The organism is Enterococcus sp. 4E1_DIV0656 (assembly GCF_002140695.1).
Taxonomy (GTDB): domain Bacteria; phylum Bacillota; class Bacilli; order Lactobacillales; family Enterococcaceae; genus Enterococcus_D; species Enterococcus_D entomosocium.
On the sequence record NZ_NGLF01000001.1, the window covers coordinates 251,231 to 272,131 of the forward strand.

The following is a 20,901-nucleotide window of genomic DNA, read 5'->3' on the forward strand; positions in this document are numbered from 1 at the left end:
CTAGTTTTATTACTCAAAACTATCCCTAGGCACCTTCCTTCAGAGTTTTTCTTTAGAAGGTAATTGAATGCCTGATACAGAAAGAAGCGTTTATGTTGAACCCTACAAATTTTCAATCACAAGCTTATGAATCAATCAAAGAGTTGATTTTAACCGCCAAACTGATTCCCGGTCAAAAAATATCTGAAAAGGAATTGGAGCAGCGGCTAACCATTGGCAGGACGCCGATCCGTGAAGCAATTATTCGTCTGCGCCGTGAAGCACTGATCCATGTCGTTCCCCAAAGCGGCACCTATATTTCTAAAATCAGTATCAAACAAATTGAAGAAGCTCGTTTTGTCAGAGAGACGCTTGAAAAAGAAGTATTCGTAGCGGCCTGCCAAGCCATTACAGAAGAGCAGCTGAAAGAACTAGAAAAACTCGTTATTTTGCAGCGGACCTATGCCCAATTGAAGGATGAAATCGAGTTTTTCCAACTCGACGAGGCCTTCCATCAGTTGATTTATAAAATCGCCGACAAAGAAAATGTCTGGAATTGGCTACAAACGATCAATCTGCCATTAAATCGCTTCCGCTTCTTACGTTTAGAGGTGGAGGAATTGTCTTGGGAAATTATTTTGCGAGATCATGAAGAAATCTTAGCCACTTTAAAAGAAAAAGACCAAACGAAGATAGCTCCTTTAGTCGGACAACACATTGATGTCATTGATAACGATCTGATTTTTGTGGAAAAAGCCTTTCCCGATTACTTTACGGAGTAAAGCTATTTGAAAATCATGGACCTTAAAAACCACCCTCGTCGAGTAGATAGCCTACTTGACGAGGGTGGTTTCATACGCTGAACAAGCGAGAATACGCTCATTCGATTGGGTGATAACTAAAGCCTTGGCCCAGTACTTCTGAGACATTATTGACGATCACAAACGCTTTTGGGTCAATGGTCTCAATGATTTGTCTGATCTGCATAAACTCTTGGTCGCTGGCCACGATCAGCAACACTTGCTTGTCGGCTTGCTGGTAACCGCCTTGGGCAGCCAATAGAGTGGCACCACGAGCTGTTTTATCAAAGACCGCTTCTCGAATCTCGTTCACGTGGTTCTCACTTAAGATCATGATGGATTTCTTCCGGTTAAAGCCCGTTTCAATGTAGGTCATCACACCAGAGGTGATCACGATCGATAATATCGCAAACAAGAACTCTTCAAACCCGAAAACGAACAAGTTCATGGAAACAACGATCGCATCGGTCGCCAGCAAGCCAATCGCTGGATTCAAATTAAAGTATTTCTTGAAAATCAGCGGTGGAATCGTTGTGCCGCCGCTGGAAGATTGATTTTTGTACAAAATCGCTACACCTAAAGCAAAAATCGCACTGCCAAATATCACGGAAAGCAGCCGGTCTTCAGCAACCATATATTCTGGTACTAAGGCAATTGCTACTGGAAAAGCAAAACTACCATAGAGGACTTTCAAAAAAGGCCCCTTCCCTAAAAAGGCATAGGCAAGAATAAGCATGAGAATATTCAAGACCATGATCACAGCCGCTCGATCCCAACCGAGGGCTGACTCTAATAAAATACCGATTCCGCTGACACCGCCAGCTGCCACATGATGCGGGCCTAAAAATAAATTGATGCTTGCCGCTAACAAGAAAAGTGCTGCGGTGATTTTTCCATAGGTTTTCAGAATTGTCATTTGTTTCCTCTTTTCTCTGTCATTTTCACGGTTTATTCAAGCCGCTTTGCAGCCATTCTTACTCCTCACTATACGCCCATTTGATGTCACCGACAAAATTTATGTTTAGCCAGAGGGAATAACCGGAAATCTGTTGGCTGATTGCTTGATTCAATCGTTCTCGCAAGGGATCTTGCCGCCCAACTGTATCGAGAGGTGTTGCAGGTAAAATCACCACATCTAATTCCACAATGACTTGATTGCCGACTTTGGCGGTACGTAACACAAAGTCCACCAATTCTTCTGCGCGCAGTTCTTTTTCAACGATCGTCATGATGGACTCTCGTAGTTCTTCTTTCGGAGTTGAAGAAGTCAATTCCAGAATGGCCGCTTTCAACTCTTTAATCGAAAGCTGAATAAAGAACAAGGTGATCCCGATGGAGATGATTGGGTCGACATACATCGCGAAATTTCCATAGGGACTGGCTTGAATCAGCCATGACACAAGAAATGAACCGACGACACCCAGACTAAAGAAAAAGCCGAAACGCCATTGTTCTAGTTCTACCCAGTAAAAGGGATGAGTCAGTGGTTTCTTTTTTAAGTACAAGTAAAAAGAGAAACAGTAGATCGTACCAATCAGCGAGAAATACAAACCGATTGGATCAATCATGCCATCCCTGACGTGTAATAAACTAAAAGCAGATTCAATGACTCCATAAATTGAGATCAGCAAGATGATACTATATTGAATAAAAACAACCAACGGCATCAACGCTTCTTTGCCGAATGGGAAACGTTCAAAGTCTTGGGCTTGGATATATTTTGCCACATACAAAGCAATCAGTGACATCACTGCACCAATCAATGTATAAACACCATCTAACAAGAGGACGTTATAACTGACCAGTAACCCAAAAAGCAAGGCACCGCCGCCATAGATACTCCCAGCGACAATCGATGCCAGCAAAAGCTTGCGTATTTTTTTCTTTTCACTCATGATACTCCTCTTTCTTTTTTTCAAAGAAACTATCAATTTGATTGCATTCTTCTATCTATAAGCCTATCTTCCCATATAAATAACATAAAAAACAGTCAATTTTTTCATACAAAGCGGAAAAAAATAGTATTGCTGTCAATCATTCACTCTATTCTCAAGTGATGCATATTCGATCTTTCTATTCCACTCTTTTTACATTCTGGTGTAAATCCCCTTGACTACGCGGATTGATTCCCTTATCATCAAGGGTAACCATATTCAATCAGAATTTTCAGAATATTCCGTTATATTTTTCATAACGGCGATTCATTGGAAGACAGGGAGGATGAAGAGAGTGAATGAAGCAAAACAAGTCCCATGGACAGGAGAACCAAACCAACGAGCGATCAACTATTTGAATGAAGAAGGCAAAGTGATCGTCTGCCCAACCAAAGTCGGCTATATCATTGCCGTCTCTGATAAAAAAGGGCTGGAACGCAAGTTTTCAGCAAAGAATCGCAAGCGTAACAAACCAGGTGTCGTTCTTTGCAGCTCATTGGAGCAGCTACATGAATTAGCCGAATTAAATGCGGAAACCGCCGCCGTTTATGAAACGTGTTGGAACAATGACGTGTTATTCGGTGCGATTTTGCCTTGGAAAGAATCAGGAAAAGCCTATATCCCAAAAGATGGTTCAGAAGAATTGATGACGGACGTTCGGGGAACCAGCTGTTTCGTGATCAAATTCGGTGTCCCTGGTGAGCAGATCTCAAAAGAACTTTGGGATCAAAAAAAGAAATTGCTTTTCGCCAGCTCAGCGAACCCTTCAGGCAAAGGAAACCGCGGACTTGTTGAAGGGATCGGCGAACAAATCGCGCAAGAAGCCGATCTAATCATTGAAGGCAACGACTATGTTGCATCGATCCAACCAGACAAAACGCTGGAAACCCGCTACGAACAAGGAGTCATGGTTTCTTTCGTTGATAAAGACGGTAACTTGATTCCAGAGCAAGGAGACCAACGCTCCATCACTCCCGCACCTGTCTTGATCCGTAAAGGACTCGATGTTGAAAAAATCCAAATGTACCTTTCTGATCACTTCAACTCATGGGACTATCGCCACGGGGAGTATTATTAATCTTTCATCGTCAACAAAGAACCGAAGAACCAGCTAACGGCCCTCCTATTCAAGGAAAAACGCTCAGCTCGTTCTTCGGTTTTTCAATAGAAAAAAATACTTTTCTTCTATCGTGTTTCTTTCAAAAGCTGAATGATCTGTGCCTGTTGTTTGATGATCGTATCTTGTTGCTTGATTTTAATCCAGTTTTGGTCGATTTGGATAGCTGCTCCGAGATTTTTGTAACTAAGGTTGGGGATCTCCATGAAATGTATTCGGTGTGCAGATAAGTCATTAAAGATCTGAACAGACAGTTCCTCACTCAATTCATGAACCTCTTTTTCTACAATATACTGGTTGATCAGGTCTTCTACAGTCAAACGCTTTTTTCGTTTCTTGCCTTGTGTGCCATTCGAATTTTCAGATTTCTTGTTCGTACCAAACATTTTTGTTCTCCTTTCGTTAGGTCATCCTTCCTCCATTTTGTGATTCCGTGTCTCTTCTTCAGTGACCAAAATAAAATTGAGCGAAACCTACATACGAACATTTTGTCATAAAATAGCATTATAATCTACATTTTGTTGTTTTTAAAGATAAAAAAGGAGATAAATTACGATCAGGTTTTCTCTGTCATAGAATTCCAACTCTATTTCTGCTATAATCCCCTCATAAACACATAGGAGGGACTCTATGAAAAAGCATTCCTCAATTGCTTTCTAGGGGACGACGCCAATGACAGTGACTTTGGACTACACTTACTGCTGGGTTGTGGGCTGCCGCAACACAGTGCTTAGCACAAAACGAAAAAACTAAGCGTGGTACGGATTGCGAAATCGCATGAAGCTGGAAGCAGAAGTAATCGTTACGGACGGTGAATGTGTCCCTAGCCAAAGAAGCCTGATGAAGAACGAACGGAACCCTTTTCTCTCAAAAGAAATCATTCTTTTGGAGGAAAGCAAAATGAGAAAAGGTGAAAATACGACCTTTGTTTGTAAAAACTGCAGTACGCCTGTGGCACCCTTGACCAATGGTTCTTACCGCAACCATTGTCCCCAGTGTCTCTACTCGTTACACGTGGATATTCGCCCAGGTGATCGTCAAAATACTTGCCATGGCCTGATGCGACCCATCGATTATCGCCAACATTCCAAAAAAGGCTATCAGCTGCTGCATCAATGCACTCGCTGCAAAAACCAGCAGTGGAATATCGTGGCACAGGATACGCAACAGCCTGACCATTTTATTGAGTGGTTAGCTCAAACCGCTGCGTATCACTAAACAGCCAAAGAAGACCATGCTTCAGGCTGGTCTTTTTTGGTAATCAGAACAACGGCCCCCTTATACCACTAACTGCTCATAGACATTGTCGTCATAAGAAGTGCTTACTTTAACCTAAAAAAAACAGCTCGCTGTCTCGTCGATTGGTTGACGAAATCAGCGGGCTGTCCTGCTAGTGTCTTCTTGATGATTTTGCGTTGGTTTGCGCTTATTCAAAAACGAATTGATTGTGATACAGTTCCGCATAAAAGCCGTCAGCCGCCACCAATTGATGGTGATTGCCTTCTTCAATGACTTCGCCGTCCTTTAAGACAACGATGCGATCGGCATTCAAAATCGTCTTCAAGCGATGGGCGATCACAAAACTGGTTCGTCCTTTGATTGCTTCATCCATTGCTCGTTGAATTTTCGCTTCGGTCACGGTATCAACATTACTGGTGGCTTCATCCAAAATCAACAATTCTGGATTGGTCAAAATCGTTCGGGCAATACTCATCAATTGTTTTTGACCAGTACTGAAAAGATTGTTCTCTTCGGTGATCTCCGTGTCATAGCCTTTTTCCAACGTCATAACAAACTCATGGATATTGGCTTGTTTCGCTGCTGCAATGACTTCTGCTTCGGTCGCTTCTGGTTTCCCAAAAGCAATGTTTTCACGAATCGTCCCTGAGAACAGCACGGATTCTTGCAAAACGATTCCCACTTGAGAACGCAGCAGATCCAAGTCTAGCTCCCGGATGTCGATGCCGTCAAAGGTCACAGAACCACCATTCACATCATAGAAGCGATTCAACAAGTTCATGATGGTCGTTTTTCCTGAACCAGTCGGTCCGACCAATGCGACCATTTCGCCTTTGTTGACCGTGATCGACACATCTTTTAGGACCAATTTTTGACTGTCATACCCAAAGTCCACATGATTCAAAGCAACCGCCTCTTTGATGCCCTTCACTTTGATCCCGTCTTTTGGTTTGACCTCATCAGGTTCATCAAACATTTCATTGATTCTGCGCGCACCGGTGATCGCCAACTGAATCATGCTGTAACCAGAAGAGATCTGCATCAATGGTTGGTAATACTGCTGCGAATACTGGACAAAGGTCACAACTAATCCTAAAGCAACGGAACGTTCTAAGTCACCGTTCAATGCTAACCAGCCACCAAAGAAAATCACGATTGCCGTGTTCAACAAGGACATCCCTTGCATCAAGGGGAAAAGCAGCCCAGAGTAGACTTGCCCTTTGTAGGTAGCTTCCCGGACTTGTTGGTTGTGGACCAGAAAACCATCGATGGTTTCTTCTTGCAGTCCATTGGTGATGATGATTCGTTGACCACTGATTTTTTCATCGATATAGCCGTTTAATTTTCCGACTTCATCTTGCTGCTGATCGACATATTTGCGGGCTTTTTGGATCACGATCACCGCGATCAACACCGCAATCGGGGTAGAAGCAATCGTTGCCCATGCCAATTCAACGTTTTGACGGAACATCATGATCAAGATCCCCACCATTAAGACTACATTGGTCAGCACTTGCAACAATGCTTGGTTCAGACTGTTTTGGATGTTATCCAAGTCACTGGTGAAACGGCTCAAAATATCACCGTCTTGATGAGAATCAAAGAATTTGATCGTCAATTTTTCCAGTTTATTAAATAAACCGATCCGCATTCTGTTGGTTGATTTCCCCACCACTTGCGTGAACAAGATACTATAGACAAAATTGGCTGCACTGGCTAAGACATAAAAAATCAACAGTTTCCAAATGATCGATAGAAAAGCCGATTTATCATCGACCCCTTGCATCAAACCGCCAACATAATTCGCCAATTCCTGGAACGCTTCTCCGATAAAGACTGGCGCTTGTACTTGCAGATACGTTGCCAGAATCACCGTCACAAAAATGAATAGAAACGACCACTTGTATTGTTTTAAGTAATGGTAGAAAAATTTACTCGCTTTGAACAAATCTGTCATGGTTACTCCTCTCCTTTCTGTGTTGCGAAGATTTCTTGATAGATGGCATTGTTATTGGCTAAAAATTCATGGCTTCCTTCACCAACCAAACGTCCATTATCTAAAACGAAGATGCGGTCGGCTTTCACAACAGAGGCAATCTTTTGCGCGATAATGATTGTTGTCGTGTCTTTTAATTGTTTTTCAAACGCTTCGCGAACCAATTTTTCCGAACGCGCATCTAATGCACTCGTACTATCATCCAAAATCAAAATTTTCGGTTCACCGATCACGCCTCGAGAAATCGATAAGCGTTGCTTTTGTCCTCCAGAAAAATTGCTGCTGCGCTCGGAGACCGGCGCTTCAAAACCCGCTGTCAATTTTTGAATAAATTCGCTGGCTTGAGCGATTTCTGTTGCGCGAGACATCTCAGACTCTGAGGCATCTTTTTTCCCTTGCCGCAAGTTTTGGGCAATCGTTCCTGAAAAGAGGATCGCTTTTTGCAAGACAAAAGCGACCGTTTTACGCAAGCTTTGTTCATTGACTTCTTTCAAGTCAACGCCGCCAACCCGCACGACACCTTCCGTTGGGTCAAACAAACGGGGAATCAGTTGCGCCAGTGTTGATTTGCCGGCACCAGTCGCCCCTACGATCCCAATCATTTCGCCAGGTTTGATGGTAAAACTGATAGCCGTTAGGGCATTTTTTTCATCCCCAGGGTAACGGAAGCTGACGTTTTCAAAAGCGACACTTCCAGACAATTCTTGTTCTGGGACATCTTGGTATTGCAGATCCGGTTCGGTATCTAGAATCTCTTTGATCCGTTTTAGCGAAACTGCAGCCCGTGAAGTCATCATCATCATCATGCCGCCGATAATGATCGCCATCATAATTTGCATCAAATAATTCATGAATGAGGCAATTCCCCCAATCAAGGTTGGGTCATCTTTCGCTAGATCACTGACAAAGAAAATCGCGCCGACCACTGCTAAGTTGGCCGCCAGCATAAAGGAGGGGATCATTACAGAGAACAGGGTTCCTACAATAATGTTATGCTTCGTTAACGTTTCACTGACTTTTGAAAAGCCTTGCAGTTGGTTGTCTTCTTGAACAAAAGATTTCACCACACGAATCCCCATCAAATTTTCTTTGGCAATCCCATTGATTTTGTCGATCAAGTTCTGGATGATCATAAAGTGTTTGCCCATCCGTGTAAAGGATAGTGCCGTAATCACTAGGACAGCGATAATCAGTAAGACGATGATCCACCACAGTTGCGGCATGGTTGTCATCGCCAAAATGAAGGCACCGATAAATAAGAACGGGATGCGAAACAACGATTGTAGCGAGATCATCACTAAGTTTTGAATTTGCGTGATGTCATTGGTCAAGCGCACCACAAGATTTCCCGCTGAGAAGGTTTCGATATTTCCAAATGAGAATGTCTGGATTTTCCGAAACATCTCTTCTCGAATATCGGCACTAACGCCTTGCGCCACTTTCGCAGAAAAAACCGTGTTGATGATCCCTGCAACAAGGCCTAGCAATGCTAGCCCAATCAACTGCACACCAATTTTTTTCATTTCATCATTGTTTTCAGTAATAATTGATTCTAGCACTTGCTGCAAGAGCTTTGGCTGCCATAATGCAGCAACGACCATTAAAATGACCGATAATAAGGCAATGCCAGTTGCCGCTTTGTACTTTTTGACATGGCGTAAGACCAGATCCATATACGTACCACTCCTTTGTGTTTAGCAGAAAAGACTGCCAAAAAATTTCGGTTGCACAACAATTTACCATGGATCACGACTAGAAACAAGCGAACAAATAAAACAAAAAGAGCTTTCATGAAAGCTCTTTGAAAATATTGCATAAATGTTGGCGAAAATAACGAATAATAAAGGGATTATGATGATCCTCAAGAGGGTCTTCCTTATTTTCTGTCGCTAAATCTTTGACTTACGATTCGCTGTTTTCCAGCTCACTTTTTTGTTTTTTTGTCAGTTTTTGTTTGACTAGATCGTAGGAAACCAAAATCATTTGTTCGATGTTTTCTTCCATCAAGGCATCAGATGCCAACTTGATGGTATTCCAATGGGTCTTATTGGCATAATACCCCGGAATGATGACGTCAGGAAATTGCTCTCGCAGCGTTTCGTTGACCTCGGGCAGATTTTTCAAAGTCAAAAATGCTGTTTCTTTTGCTTGCGGACTCATGATCCCAAACTGTTTTCCTACTAAATCAAAGTAGATTGCATCCCAATCTTCGCGGTAATAGACTTTGGCTCCCGGCAAGCCTTCCCCAAATGCTTGAAATCGCTGCATTTTTTGTGCAATTTTTTCTTCAATCGATGTACTCATTGTGTTTCCCTCACTTTCTACTATCAAAACCGTCATTTTCTGTCTCAATTTTGACAGATTGAATCGCTTTCTGCTCTATTTCCTACTATTATACATGGTTGCCGTGTAAAAAGGGATTTTTTATCAATGGCATGTCGCCTGAAAATGACTCTTGAGAGCTGCATGCGGCGTTACATTCATTCATCTGTCTCAGAAGATACAAAAAAACCCCTTATCAGCGAGTAAGATGTACTCGCCAATAAGGGCAATTGATTACTAGATGTCATGGACAAGATTCATTTTAGAATCTTAGTACCAACCATTTGCTTCCCAGAATGCTTTGGCAGCAGACCAAGAACCATAACGTGATGCAACATATTCATCGGCAACCTTTTCTTGGTTAGCAGCTGAATAGTCACCATTTAAGTAAGAGTTGGTTAATTGGTAACGGCCGTAGTATTGTCCGTTTGTCGCTGTGTAAGAACCACCAGATTCTTTGTTTGCGATCCATTCTTTTGCTGAAGCTTCTGAGCCGCTAGCTGAAGAGCTGTAGCTTGAGCTGCTTTGTGTGCTTGCAGCAGCAGATTGTGTGTTGCTTGATTGTGAAGCTGCTGGTTCACTTGGTTGTTGTACACTTGCTGCAGCAGTCGTGTTTGCAGATTCTGTATAAGTGGCAGTGCCATCTGTAGGGATGATCAATGCTTCCCCAACAAAAATCAAGTTTTTATCAGCAATCTCGTTTGCTTCAACGATCGCATTGATCGTATCATCAGAGCTATAACCGTAAAAGTTAGTAGCGATTGTTGATAATGTATCACCAGATTGAACAGTGTATTGTTCGTCTGCAAAGGCGTCTTTCCCACCTAAGAAAAGGCCGAAACCGGCAAGGACAGCTGTACTAAGTAAAACAGTTTTTAAAGACTTCATATAATTAAATCTCCTTCTTTGAAACTCATTTTGCGTCATTTGAGATGACTCAAGCGCATAAACAAGTCTAACACCGAAGAATATTTCATAGGTAAAGAAATCATTACAGATGATTACGAAAACGACAGTTGCCTTACGTTTCGTAAGAATTGAAAAAGACTATCATATCAAGCTTTTCCCTGCTGTAATTTTTAACATTACAGTTATTTTGTTTCTAGGTAAACCAGTTAACCTTAGAAAACCTTTCCTATATTACAAAAAACCCTCTTTTTACACAGATTTGTAACAAAAGAAGGAATGAGACCTTGTCTCGTTCCTCATTTACTTCCTATTTTTTCTTCACTGGGATCAATTTATTCATGACGATCGCCGCAATAGCGCTTAAAGCAATCGGTGAATCTAATAAATATTGTAAGAATTGAGGCGCAGATTCTTTGATTTCTGCTGGCAAAAACAACAAGCCGATGGCAATAATCAATGGTACCCCGATAATATACAACTCACGCTCGGAAAACTCTTCATTCTTAATGACCCGAAAGCCGCTCAACAAAATAATGACACAGACGACCGCGAACACGCCGCCGATGACAGCAGAAGGTACTGCGTGAATCAAGGCTGAAAGTTTTCCCATGAAGGACAATAGGATAAACCAGACGGACGCCATCACAAAGACTTTTTTACTAGCAACCCCTGTGATCGAAATGATCCCTGCATTGGTAGAATAACCAGTTACAGGTGTCGTTCCAACTAAGGCGGCAACCAAGCAGCCTAACCCTTCACCGATCACGCCTTTATTGATCTGTTCATCCGTAACAGGTTCTTCTGTCACAGAACTGACCGCGTACCAAGTTCCTGTTGTTTCTGCTAGGAGAACCATATAGATCACTAGCATCGTTAAGATCGCTGAAACATCAAAATGCAGGCCATAGTTTAGAAATACCAGTTTTGGCAGGCTAAAGAAAGAAGCATCCGCCACCGACTGAAAATCAACGCCTCCCATAAAGGAAGCAATCACGGTACCGATAACCAAAGCAATAATGACCGAACTGATTCGGAAGTATTTTCCCATTCCTGGAAAATAATCGCCTAACATGGAAAACAAAATCAAAATCGCCGCAGTAATCGCAGCCAACAACATGTTTTGATTGGCACTTAGTGTTTCAGTGGCAGGATAGATATTGCTGGTAAAGGCCGTTGGCAGCAATGTCAACCCAACGATCATAATGATCGTTCCACTGACGATCGTAGGAATAAAATGACGAACGATATACTTATAGATGCCAGTAAAGCCTAATAAAATGACTGCTGCGGCACCAACAATGCTGGCACCTAACACCGTGTCCATGCCGTTGGCACCAAAATAAATACCGATGATCGCTCCAACGGGTACAAAGGATGGTCCTTGACATACGGGTAATTTCAAGAAAAAGAGGACCTGGATCAAAGAAGCGATCCCTGCTCCTAAAAAGGTCGATTGGATCAAACCTGATGCGTCTGAAGAGGACATCGCCACCGCCGTTGCGATAATAAATGGCGGCACATACACGTCCATTGCCAACACATGCTGCAACCCTAAAAGTACTGCTTGACCAAAGGGAATGTCTTCATTCATTCCGATCGTTAAATGTTTATTTTTCGTTGATTCCACTGTCTCATTCTCCTCGTTTTTCGTGTACTTTTTTTCCTTGGACCCAGACTTGGCGAATATTTTGCATCGTTGCTAAGTACAGGATTTTTTGTAATCTTGCTTCGGGTGAGGTGAACACACCGAAGTCAGGCAAAGGATTTTCTTTTTGTCGCGTATCGATCACTTGCACATCAAACGCATAACCTTCTTTGATGACACCTACTGGTAATCTCAGTGCCTCACCGCCGCCTTTTGTCGCCAATGAGAACGCATCGATCACGGATATACGAGAATCGGCTACTCCTCGTGTGTTTTGAGGAAGCGTGACATCCACGCCATCTTCTAACATTCTCGAAGACATCACAGCTTGTTTGATGTTGTCATACAAACTCGGTGAAAAACCGCCGGAGATATCCGTTCCTAAACCAATCGTGACCCCTTGCTCTTTCAAGCGCTTGATTGGGATCACACCATTGGCAAAGTAGGCATTTGAGATGGGACAGTGCGCAACTGCGGCGCCGCTTTCGACAAAACGGGCGCCGTCAGCTGGGCTGATGAAATTGCCATGAGCCATCACTGCTTTTTCTCGCAACAAGCCGAAATCTTGCAGCACTTCGGTATCCGTTTTGCCAAATCGCTCTTGAACAAAGTCATGTTCCCATTGCCCTTCACTGCAGTGGGTCTGAACATGGACATCATATTTTTGAGCCAATGCGCCTAACCCTGCCAAGCCTTCATCGGTACAGCTCGGGACAAATCGCGGAGTAACCACAGGATAAACGCCTTGAGGTGCGGTCTTTGCGATTGCTTGTACTTCTTGAATAAAACGTTCTGTATCCGCTAATGCCTCTTCTGTTGATGCGTCCCTATAAAAAGCAGGATTGGCTTGAGGATCGTCCATAACGACTTTTCCGACTAATCCCCGTTGACCAAGAGCGGCACAAATCTTCGCCAATTGAAGGCTCGCTTCTAGATGGATCGTTGCAAAATAAAGAACCGTTGTCGTTCCTCTTGCCAATAGCTGTGCCACCAAATCTTGATAGACAGCTTTGGCAAATGCTGGATCGGCATATTTTGCCTCCAGCGGAAACGTGCATTCATCTAACCAGACATTTAACGGTTCATCTAACGCGATCCCTGCTTGCGGCCATTGCGGTGCATGGACATGCAGATCGACAAACCCTGGTAAAAAGCACTGGCCTTCAGATAAAGCCTGAAGATTCTCTGATGCTTTTGCCAGCTCTGCCTCATACCCTTGATCTGTTTTGGCAGTGACTTTCGTGATGATCCCTGCATCATCGACTTGAATCAATGCATCTTCTATATATTCTAGTTTTCCATCAGTTGGCGTATGGAAAACATCTCCTTTAAAATAGCGAATGGTTGCCATTTGTTTGATTTCCCCCGTTCTCTAAGACATTGTCAGGAAAAAGCCGTTCATTTAATGTTCCTTTTTCACTAACACGATGTTCTTATTTTAACGCTATTCGAAAATAGTGCAATAAAATTCACTATCATAAAGGAAGATAAAACGCTGAACGTTCGGTTTTTATGCGGTTTCAAAAAAAGCAGCCACTGTCTTGAATCAAGATAGTGACTGCTAAAGACGCTTATTCTTTTGTTTTCTTTGATTGTCGGCGAAATACCACCAATCCACCTACTAGCAAACACAGTAATCCTGCAATCGAGCCCCATTTTGCTGGCTCTAAAAAGCTTTGGATCCTTGAGGTCTGATTCGTTGCCGTCGTTCCTGATAGCTGAAACAAGAAAGCCAACGGCTGATGTTCAAAACGAAGAATGACAAACAGGAGTGTCATCAAAAGAAATTGATGTACCAGACTCCCTTTGCTTTGTGTGGCATACTTGGCTAAACTCTGCTGTTCAATTGCTTCCGGTTTTGCCGCCAAATACTGTTTCGTGAGCCATTGATTCAATCCCGCATTAAAGAAGCTAATGACAAATAAACTTATTGGAATCAGTGTGTCGCTGCTGAACAGAAGAACACCTGCCATCAGCCCAAGTAAATATGTTGGTACCAGCTGTTTTTCTAAACGATGAGCGAGTTTTCCTCCGAGAAACATGGCACCAAAAAGGCCCAGTGCATATGGTAAGTAAACGTGCGTGCTTAGCGCTTGTGCCCCAAATCGACCGGTAACATAGACCGAGCCGAAAAGAAAAAGAAAGTTACCGATCACTCCCCGAATAAAGGTGAGGATGTTCAAGTGAAGCGGCTGTCTCCACGACTTACTGCGTTTCGTTAAAGTGATCAGTAGCAAAGCAAAGAGAAACAAGAAACCAGTGATCGCCCACTCAAAGAGGGCATTCGACTTGATCAGCCTGGCGGCTCGCAAGCCAAACAGTAAGAGAAAGAAAAAGAAATACAACAAAAATTGCTTATTGAATAACTGGTTGCGCTGCATCAGCGGTCTTTTTGGGAGGTTTTTGAAGGTTTGACTACTCTTAGCCGCCAGCATAAAGAGTGCAAGATAACTGCCAAATAGACCAATGCCTTGAAGGTCATCAGGCAACCGTAAGGCAAACAATAAAACGAAAAGAAAGAACAGCGCCTCCTTCCAATCATTTTTCAGCGGCTGTTCAGTGAGCTTGGCTTTTTGGCGTACCATCAGGTCAGCTGGCGGCAACCAAGAAGCACTGATCCCCAACAAACCAGCAGCTGGCAAGAGTGCAGCGCTCCACCAAGTGCTCAAGATACCTACCAATGCGCCGGCGCCGCCGATCAAGACACTGGCTGCTAACAATGATGGTGCAAAAAGCGCCGTAAGCGTCTGTAAGAAAAAGACCCCTGTCATGCGAAAGGTATAAAAGAGCGCAAAGGCTAATGCTGCACTTAGCGACTGCTCTTTGCTCAAAGATAAGAAATAAAGATACGGGATGATCGTGATCGTATTGCTGATGATCAAAAGTGCAGTATGGGATTTTAAAACTTTCATCGTCCGACTCCTTGCCTTGATTTAAAGTTCCATCTTTCTTCTATCCTACACTTTCAAGCAATCCTGTCAACTTGCGTGCCAAATTTAAGCAAAAAGAAACCAAGTGTATTGTCAAAAGACTGACACTTCGTTTCTTTTTCTTATTGCGATTTTCGGCTAGGAGCCAGTAGACTGAATCGTTTGCTTAATTGCCTGAATTTCTTCATACAACCCTTGAAACTCTTTTGCAAGCTCACTCATGATGTCTGCGCTCATCAAAAGATCTTCCGCATGACTTAATAGTAAGGACATCCAAACTTTGTCCCCTTGAGCTTCTTGTTGAACTAACTTCCAATGTGCCAAATGGGCTTCATGATAGTGTTCTTTTCCTTTTTCGATTGCTTGCAGTGCAGCCAGATTCTGGGCTTCTCTTCCTTTTTGAATACTTTCAAAAAAGCAACTTCTTGCCATACCCGCTTGCGAGATAATCTGAAAACAAATTTGTTCTTTTTCTTCCATTCTACTCTCCTATTAGTTCAAGTGCTTGTTCCAATGCTTTTTTTCCATCCATCATGCCATAGGTGCGCATGTCGATACTGGCTGCTGGACAAGCAACTAAGCCTTGGACTTCATTTAATCGGTAAGAAACTTGCGGTCCTAACAGTACGCAATCAGCATCTTTTGCTGCAGTCGTGACCGATTCAATGGAGAACGCATCGATCGCCACCGCTTCTCCTTTTTCTTGCGCTGCTTTCTTCATATTATTTACTAAGACGCCAGTAGACATGCCGCCAGCGCAAACTAACACTATTTTTTTCATCATTTTTCCTCCATTTTCTCGTTATTTGTTACTCAACGACTGCCGCTTGGGTTTGCAGATTCTTTTCTTCAGCTAGTGCTGCTTTGTCTTGCAGACGCATAAAAGGGATGTAGATGATGACACATAAGACAAATTGAATCAATTGTGCAATGATCCCTTGCCAGCCATTCACTAAGAAGCCACCGAAAATAATCGGAAAGCCAGTCGGGATATTGACTCCATTGTGATAAGGCAAAAAGCCGACAATTGTTAAGAGATATGCTGACAACACGGAAACAGCCGGTGTTACCATCAAGGGAAGCAGCATTCTGATATTCATCACCTGAGGAATCCCAAATTTGATTGGCTCAGAAATACCAAACATGGAAGGGATCAATCCAATTTTACCAACAGCTTTTAGTTGCTCTGATTTGCAGCCAAAAATAGCCAGTAAAGCGACTGCAAATGAACGAGCCCCGCGATTGTTCAAAATAAACCCAATCGTAAACAGATGTGGTAATGCTTGGCCGGCACTGTACGCCGCCAGATTATCAAGCCCTGGTTGGTAAAAGACCAACATCAAGATCGGATAAACAGCCAACACTCCGTGAATGCCAAAGAACCAAAGAAATTCGATAAACGCCACAATGATCATACAAGCAAAAATATTCGCTCCTAATAAGGTCAATGGAGCTTGTACCCAAGTATAGATCATATCTGTCAGTGTGCCGTAAGGAGTTGCCGCCATACCCACGTAAATGATGCCCATAATGGCTGAAACAATAATTGCTGGCACGATCGCTGCAAAGGATTTGTTGACGATCGGCGGTACCGAATCCGGCATTTTGATCATCAAATTCTTCTGTACACATAAAATGTAAATTCTGGCACCCAACAATCCGCCAAACATGGCGACAAACATCCCACCGGAGCCAAGGGTCGACAACTCCATCGTACGGGTTTCTTCTAAAGTCGAAATCGGACTCAAGATCAAAAATGATACCAAACTCATGATACCGGCATTTAGTTGATCCGCATTTAAATGCTCGGCTAATTTATAGCCAACTAGAAAGGCGACATAAACGGAAACGACATCGATCGTCATCGCGTTGACTTGGGTTAATAATGCTTTCACACCAATTTGTTCCATTATCTGTTGCGTTGCCCCAATGTCGATCGCATTGATCAAGGAAGCAATGGAACTGATCATCATGACGGGCATTAAGCCCATCATTGCATTGGCAATGGCTTTCATATAAATATTGTTTTGTACTTGAACGGCTGCAGCTAGTATTTTATCTTTCAGTGTATTCATAAGGTCCTCCTTCACTTAATCCCGCAAGTATTTATCTTTAAGTAGCTGGATTTTCTGCTGTGAAAAACCCAGTTCTTCTTTTACATATGTTTCAATCCCCCCATGAGCCTCAATCAAATCCAAAGCGGTTTGTAAAAAACACCGATCAGCTTCTTTGAAGTATCGCATTGCTGCCACAAAATCGGGGTTGTTCGTTTCTTCTTGTATCTGCTTGAGACTCTTGGTATTTTTCTCCCTTTTGTACTCGTTGGTCAGCAGGTAATCTTCCATGACCTCTTCATAACTGACACCCAACAGTAACTGAATCAGGGCAACGCCATACCCGGTGCGGTCTTTGCCACCACGGCAGTGCTGAACCACTGCACCTTCAGCTTCCAAATGAATGGCCAATACTTCTTTGAAAACGGTCTTGCATTGACTGTTTTCAACAAATTCATAATTTTGCCGAATCATCAATTCTTTTGCAACTTCGGCGGTGATTTTTTCTGCAGAAAGCGCCATTGGCTCCCCTTCTTCTGAAGAAGCTAAAGCAGCAATATCAGCAATTGGCGTCAAATAAAGTATCTGAGCATTCCCAATGGGTTTGTCTTCATTGTCTGCTCTTTCTTGGGCATTGCGGTAGTCAATAATTTTCTCAATTCCCAGAGCTGCTAATTTTTTCTGATCAGCTTCTGTCAATTTGCTCAATTCGTCTGAGCGGTATAGTTTTCCAGTCACTACGTATTTGCCCTCTTTGGTCCGATAGCCGCCAAAATCGCGAAAATTATACGCACCTTCTAAGGTTACTTTTTCATTTGTCATACACTACTCCTTTAAATAATTAATGAACGTCATAAAGTCCGTTGTCGCAGCTAGTTTGTTTACTTTATCCAACGAAGAACATTGTTTGATCAAATGATCATTCAGCGGTTTCACTTTTAAGTGATCTTGTTCAGCAATCACTAATAAGAAAACGAGACGAACCGTCTGTTTGTACCAGAACACTGGCTTTTTCAAGTTTGCAACGGCAATCACCGTTTCTGCACCAATCAGCGCATTGGGATGAGGGAAAGCGACTGACGGTAAGAAATCGGTTCCAAAAAAGGCTTCTCGTTCAAAAACCAACGTTTCAAAATTCTCAGGCATTGAATACTGTTCTTTGATTTGTTGGCATAAAAAATGCAACACCGCTTCTTTTGTTTCAAATTCATGTTCACAGATGAATAACGATTCCTTAAAGTAGTTCAAAAGCACTTCTTCTGTGAAGACAGCGGCCAATGCGGCTTCGATCTTTTTGATCATATCCGGTTGCATAAAATAATCAACACTCATAACAGGAATCGTTCCTTCGTAAGGAAGTGGAATCGAAGAAAAGATAAAATCGAACTCCTGCTCTTCGATCATTTGCAAAAATTCATATGGATTGCATACCGTGACTTTCTTGATATAATTGCGAAAATAAAACTCAAATTTCTCTTTAAGGAAGGTATTGGCCGCTCGGCCTAGGTCATTGACCACTAAAATATACTTGCGCTGTGTTTGCGAATTTTTCTTATTTAAAGCCACATCAAAGTGCATCGCCAAATAGCTGAGTTCATGATCACTGATGGTCTTTTCAAATTGCTTTGCAATGACTTGACCGGCAATGATGGCTAAATCATAAGCGACATTACAGTGTACCTTCACCTCATTCAACAAAGGATTTTTCAGCTCGATCCCCAATTCGATCCGATCGATCAGCGGAGCAAAGTGCAACATCAACATCGTTTGCAGATCCAAGTCTTTGCTGAAATCGATTTGGCGGCTTTCCTTGATCGCTTTTAAAATTTTGCTGACCAATTCTGCTGCTTCATCTGAAACAGTCATCTTTTCATTTCTAGGGACTACTCGTTTGCCAACGATTTGCCCTAAAATATAATTTCGCTCGTATTCGGTAAAATGTACAGCACACTCTTTTTCAATTCTGGCGATGATTCGCTCTCCTAGTAATGTCTGCTCATCATTGGTCCTGCCGCTGATCGGTAGGTTTCGATCTAAGTAGCGGCCGCTTTGCATGCGTAAGACAGCGATCGCTAAATGATTCACCAGATTGTTCAAAATAGCCTCCGACATGGGGTAGGCTTTTTGCGAAAACTCCGTCGAAACGATCGCTTTTATCTGCTGGTGAAGAAGCGACGGTGTATCTTCGCTGATTGTGCCCTCTTCTAACTGCTTGATATGGGTTCTTTGCAAATAATTACTAGCCATAAACCGTCTCAAGTCAAATTCGCTACCGCTAAGTTTCATTCCGTAATACGGCTTCGTTTGAATGGAGAGCTGGTAATGGCTTAGTATCCGTCGCAGCTTTTTCAATTCTTGAGATAGCTTACTCTGAGAAATGAATAAGCGTTCGCAAAGCATTTCGGATTTAATATACGTTTCTTCTTGAATAAAGAATTCAATAATTCTAGAAACAAAGTCGTCATTGTGGGACGCTTGTTCTTTCCTTCGCTGAAAAGCTTCTTCGTTCGTTATTTGTAAATACAACCCACTCCCTTTTTTCGCTTGAATCATACAACCGTATCGTTCTTGATGCTGGTTGATTTCTTCTGCATAACGGCGAACGGTTTTTCTGCTAACACCCAACTCGGCAGCAGCCGCTTTACTCGTCATAAAACCGTCATGCTCCGAAAGTGTTCTTAACAACAATAGGCTTAATTTTTCCATCTCTCTCTCCCTCGCTTACTAGTTTAGAGTCAAACCCAAGCAACCTCCATAGGTATATCTTCCCTTTCATTAAGGGAAATTTCTACAAGAAGTTGCTTGCCTTGTGCTTTGCTTCTTATCAAAAAAACGAATGGTCGTGACTTTCACTTTGTTGTTGCCACATATGACCGACCAATTTGTTTGAGTTTTCTTCTCCACAAAAAAAGACATGATCTTCACTCAATGAAGGTCATGTCTTTTTTATTTAGCGAACCTCGCTGATTTTCTCTACCGACTGTCGCACTTTTAATTGATGGGGACTAATTTTTCGATGGCTCGTTTCTGCTTGATTGGTGATGATGTCTGCTAGTAATTCAGCTGCTTCATAACCGATTCGTTCCATATCTTGGGCAACGGTTGTTAATTCAGGCGTTACGTAGCTAGCCAAAATAATATCATCGAACCCGATGACCGAAATATCTTCAGGAACCCGCAAGCCCATGTCTTTGATTCCTCGTATCGCTCCGATTGCCATAATATCACTAGCACAGAACAGTGCAGTGATTTCTTGATTATTTTCTAACAGATTTTTACAAATCAAATAGGCAATTTCTTCTTCATAGTTGGCGTACTGGATATACGACTCATTCACTAACAAGCCATGCGCTGCCAAAGAAGCGCGGTAGCCTTTTTCTCTAAGTTCACTGACATTGGCATCACGACTCCCGTTGATCATGCCAATTTGTCGATGATTATTGGCAATCAAAAAATCCACAGCTTCTTGCGCCGCTTTTTCATTGTCAATCGAAACCAAGCCGATCTTAGGATTGTCGATTTCCATATCAATCAGAACTGTCGGCAAAGAGGTTTGCTGTACTTCCTGGTAGTAAGGATCGGTGGTTTTTAACCCTTGGATCACTACACCAGTGATATTGTGCTCATTGCAGAACTGACTAAACGTCTTTTGCTTTTGTTTCTCAGTACTTGTCCCATAAAAGACAAACTCAAAATCTGACTGATCCGTATAACGATAGACCCCGTTCAACACTTCCAAAGGCATCGTTGATTTTCGGTTGAAATTCAACTCATTTAAAATCAAGGCGATGGTTTGTTGTTTCTTCGAAGACAGTGTCCTTGCTGCCATGTTTGGGGAATAGTCTAATTCTTTCGCTATTTTTAAAATTTCTTGCTTGGTTTGTTGGTTGATATCACTATACCCGTTAAAAACTTTGGATACAGTCGCTATTGATACACCGGCTGCCTTTGCCACATCGCGAATCGTTGTTCGCAT

Annotated in this window: 19 protein-coding genes; 3 read left to right on the forward strand and 16 right to left on the reverse strand. The window is 42.5% G+C overall.

Annotated elements, in window-relative coordinates:
• Window positions 1-92: 92 nt before the first annotated feature.
• A complete protein-coding gene (locus A5882_RS01160) occupies window positions 93-761 on the forward strand; it encodes a GntR family transcriptional regulator (protein ID WP_086372334.1) in 669 nt (222 codons plus the stop codon).
• Between the two features lie 97 nt (window positions 762-858).
• On the opposite strand, the gene A5882_RS01165 is transcribed toward A5882_RS01160, so the two are convergent.
• Window positions 859-1,695, reverse strand: coding sequence for a YitT family protein (locus A5882_RS01165; protein ID WP_005234105.1), 837 nt, complete (start codon window positions 1,693-1,695; stop codon window positions 859-861).
• A 58-nt stretch (window positions 1,696-1,753) separates the two neighbouring features.
• A complete protein-coding gene (locus A5882_RS01170; protein WP_086372335.1) occupies window positions 1,754-2,674 on the reverse strand; it encodes a cation transporter in 921 nt (306 codons plus the stop codon).
• A gap of 325 nt (window positions 2,675-2,999) precedes the next feature.
• On the opposite strand from A5882_RS01170, the gene A5882_RS01175 reads away from it, so the two are divergent.
• Entirely contained in the window at window positions 3,000-3,791 is a 792-nt protein-coding gene (locus tag A5882_RS01175) for an L-threonylcarbamoyladenylate synthase (RefSeq protein WP_005234103.1), read from the forward strand.
• A 107-nt stretch (window positions 3,792-3,898) separates the two neighbouring features.
• On the opposite strand, the gene A5882_RS01180 is transcribed toward A5882_RS01175, so the two are convergent.
• Window positions 3,899-4,216, reverse strand: a complete 318-nt coding sequence (locus A5882_RS01180) for a hypothetical protein (protein WP_008380648.1) — start codon at window positions 4,214-4,216, stop codon at window positions 3,899-3,901.
• Window positions 4,217-4,730: 514 nt separating this feature from the next.
• Here A5882_RS01180 and A5882_RS01185 point away from each other — a divergent pair.
• A complete protein-coding gene (locus tag A5882_RS01185) occupies window positions 4,731-5,048 on the forward strand; it encodes an RNHCP domain-containing protein (protein ID WP_008380645.1) in 318 nt (105 codons plus the stop codon).
• Window positions 5,049-5,256: 208 nt separating this feature from the next.
• Here A5882_RS01185 and A5882_RS01190 read toward each other — a convergent pair whose 3' ends face one another.
• The 13 genes from A5882_RS01190 to A5882_RS01250 all read right to left on the reverse strand — a co-directional run bounded on the left by A5882_RS01190 (window position 5,257) and on the right by A5882_RS01250 (window position 20,901).
• On the reverse strand, window positions 5,257-7,026 hold the full coding sequence (locus A5882_RS01190; protein WP_086372336.1) for an ABC transporter ATP-binding protein: 1,770 nt from the start codon (window positions 7,024-7,026) through the stop codon (window positions 5,257-5,259).
• Between the two features lie 2 nt (window positions 7,027-7,028).
• Window positions 7,029-8,738 carry an ABC transporter ATP-binding protein gene (locus A5882_RS01195; protein ID WP_077451992.1) on the reverse strand — a complete coding sequence of 570 codons (1,710 nt, stop codon included), beginning with the start codon at window positions 8,736-8,738 and terminating at the stop codon, window positions 7,029-7,031.
• A gap of 229 nt (window positions 8,739-8,967) precedes the next feature.
• Window positions 8,968-9,369 (reverse strand): MmcQ/YjbR family DNA-binding protein, encoded by a 402-nt coding sequence (locus A5882_RS01200; RefSeq protein ID WP_086372337.1) that lies wholly within the window; start codon window positions 9,367-9,369, stop codon window positions 8,968-8,970.
• A 288-nt stretch (window positions 9,370-9,657) separates the two neighbouring features.
• Window positions 9,658-10,275, reverse strand: a complete 618-nt coding sequence (locus tag A5882_RS01205) for a LysM peptidoglycan-binding domain-containing protein (protein WP_008380639.1) — start codon at window positions 10,273-10,275, stop codon at window positions 9,658-9,660.
• Window positions 10,276-10,603: 328 nt separating this feature from the next.
• Window positions 10,604-11,887: a uracil-xanthine permease family protein gene (locus A5882_RS01210; RefSeq protein ID WP_077452248.1), complete on the reverse strand. Its 1,284-nt coding sequence runs from the start codon at window positions 11,885-11,887 to the stop codon at window positions 10,604-10,606.
• Between the two features lie 40 nt (window positions 11,888-11,927).
• Window positions 11,928-13,292 carry a guanine deaminase gene (gene guaD, locus A5882_RS01215; protein ID WP_086372338.1) on the reverse strand — a complete coding sequence of 455 codons (1,365 nt, stop codon included), beginning with the start codon at window positions 13,290-13,292 and terminating at the stop codon, window positions 11,928-11,930.
• Between the two features lie 220 nt (window positions 13,293-13,512).
• Window positions 13,513-14,853, reverse strand: coding sequence for a hypothetical protein (locus A5882_RS01220; protein WP_086297968.1), 1,341 nt, complete (start codon window positions 14,851-14,853; stop codon window positions 13,513-13,515).
• 156 nt (window positions 14,854-15,009) lie between these two features.
• Window positions 15,010-15,351, reverse strand: a complete 342-nt coding sequence (locus A5882_RS01225; protein WP_086372339.1) for a PTS lactose/cellobiose transporter subunit IIA — start codon at window positions 15,349-15,351, stop codon at window positions 15,010-15,012.
• A 1-nt stretch (window position 15,352) separates the two neighbouring features.
• On the reverse strand, window positions 15,353-15,652 hold the full coding sequence (locus A5882_RS01230) for a PTS sugar transporter subunit IIB (RefSeq protein WP_034872120.1): 300 nt from the start codon (window positions 15,650-15,652) through the stop codon (window positions 15,353-15,355).
• Between the two features lie 28 nt (window positions 15,653-15,680).
• A complete protein-coding gene (locus A5882_RS01235; RefSeq protein WP_086372340.1) occupies window positions 15,681-16,946 on the reverse strand; it encodes a PTS sugar transporter subunit IIC in 1,266 nt (421 codons plus the stop codon).
• Between the two features lie 15 nt (window positions 16,947-16,961).
• Window positions 16,962-17,747, reverse strand: a complete 786-nt coding sequence (locus A5882_RS01240) for a tyrosine-protein phosphatase (RefSeq protein ID WP_008380628.1) — start codon at window positions 17,745-17,747, stop codon at window positions 16,962-16,964.
• A gap of 3 nt (window positions 17,748-17,750) precedes the next feature.
• Window positions 17,751-19,631 (reverse strand): BglG family transcription antiterminator, encoded by a 1,881-nt coding sequence (locus A5882_RS01245; protein ID WP_086372341.1) that lies wholly within the window; start codon window positions 19,629-19,631, stop codon window positions 17,751-17,753.
• A 244-nt stretch (window positions 19,632-19,875) separates the two neighbouring features.
• Complete coding sequence (locus A5882_RS01250) at window positions 19,876-20,901, reverse strand: LacI family DNA-binding transcriptional regulator (RefSeq protein ID WP_005234088.1); 1,026 nt, start codon at window positions 20,899-20,901, stop codon at window positions 19,876-19,878.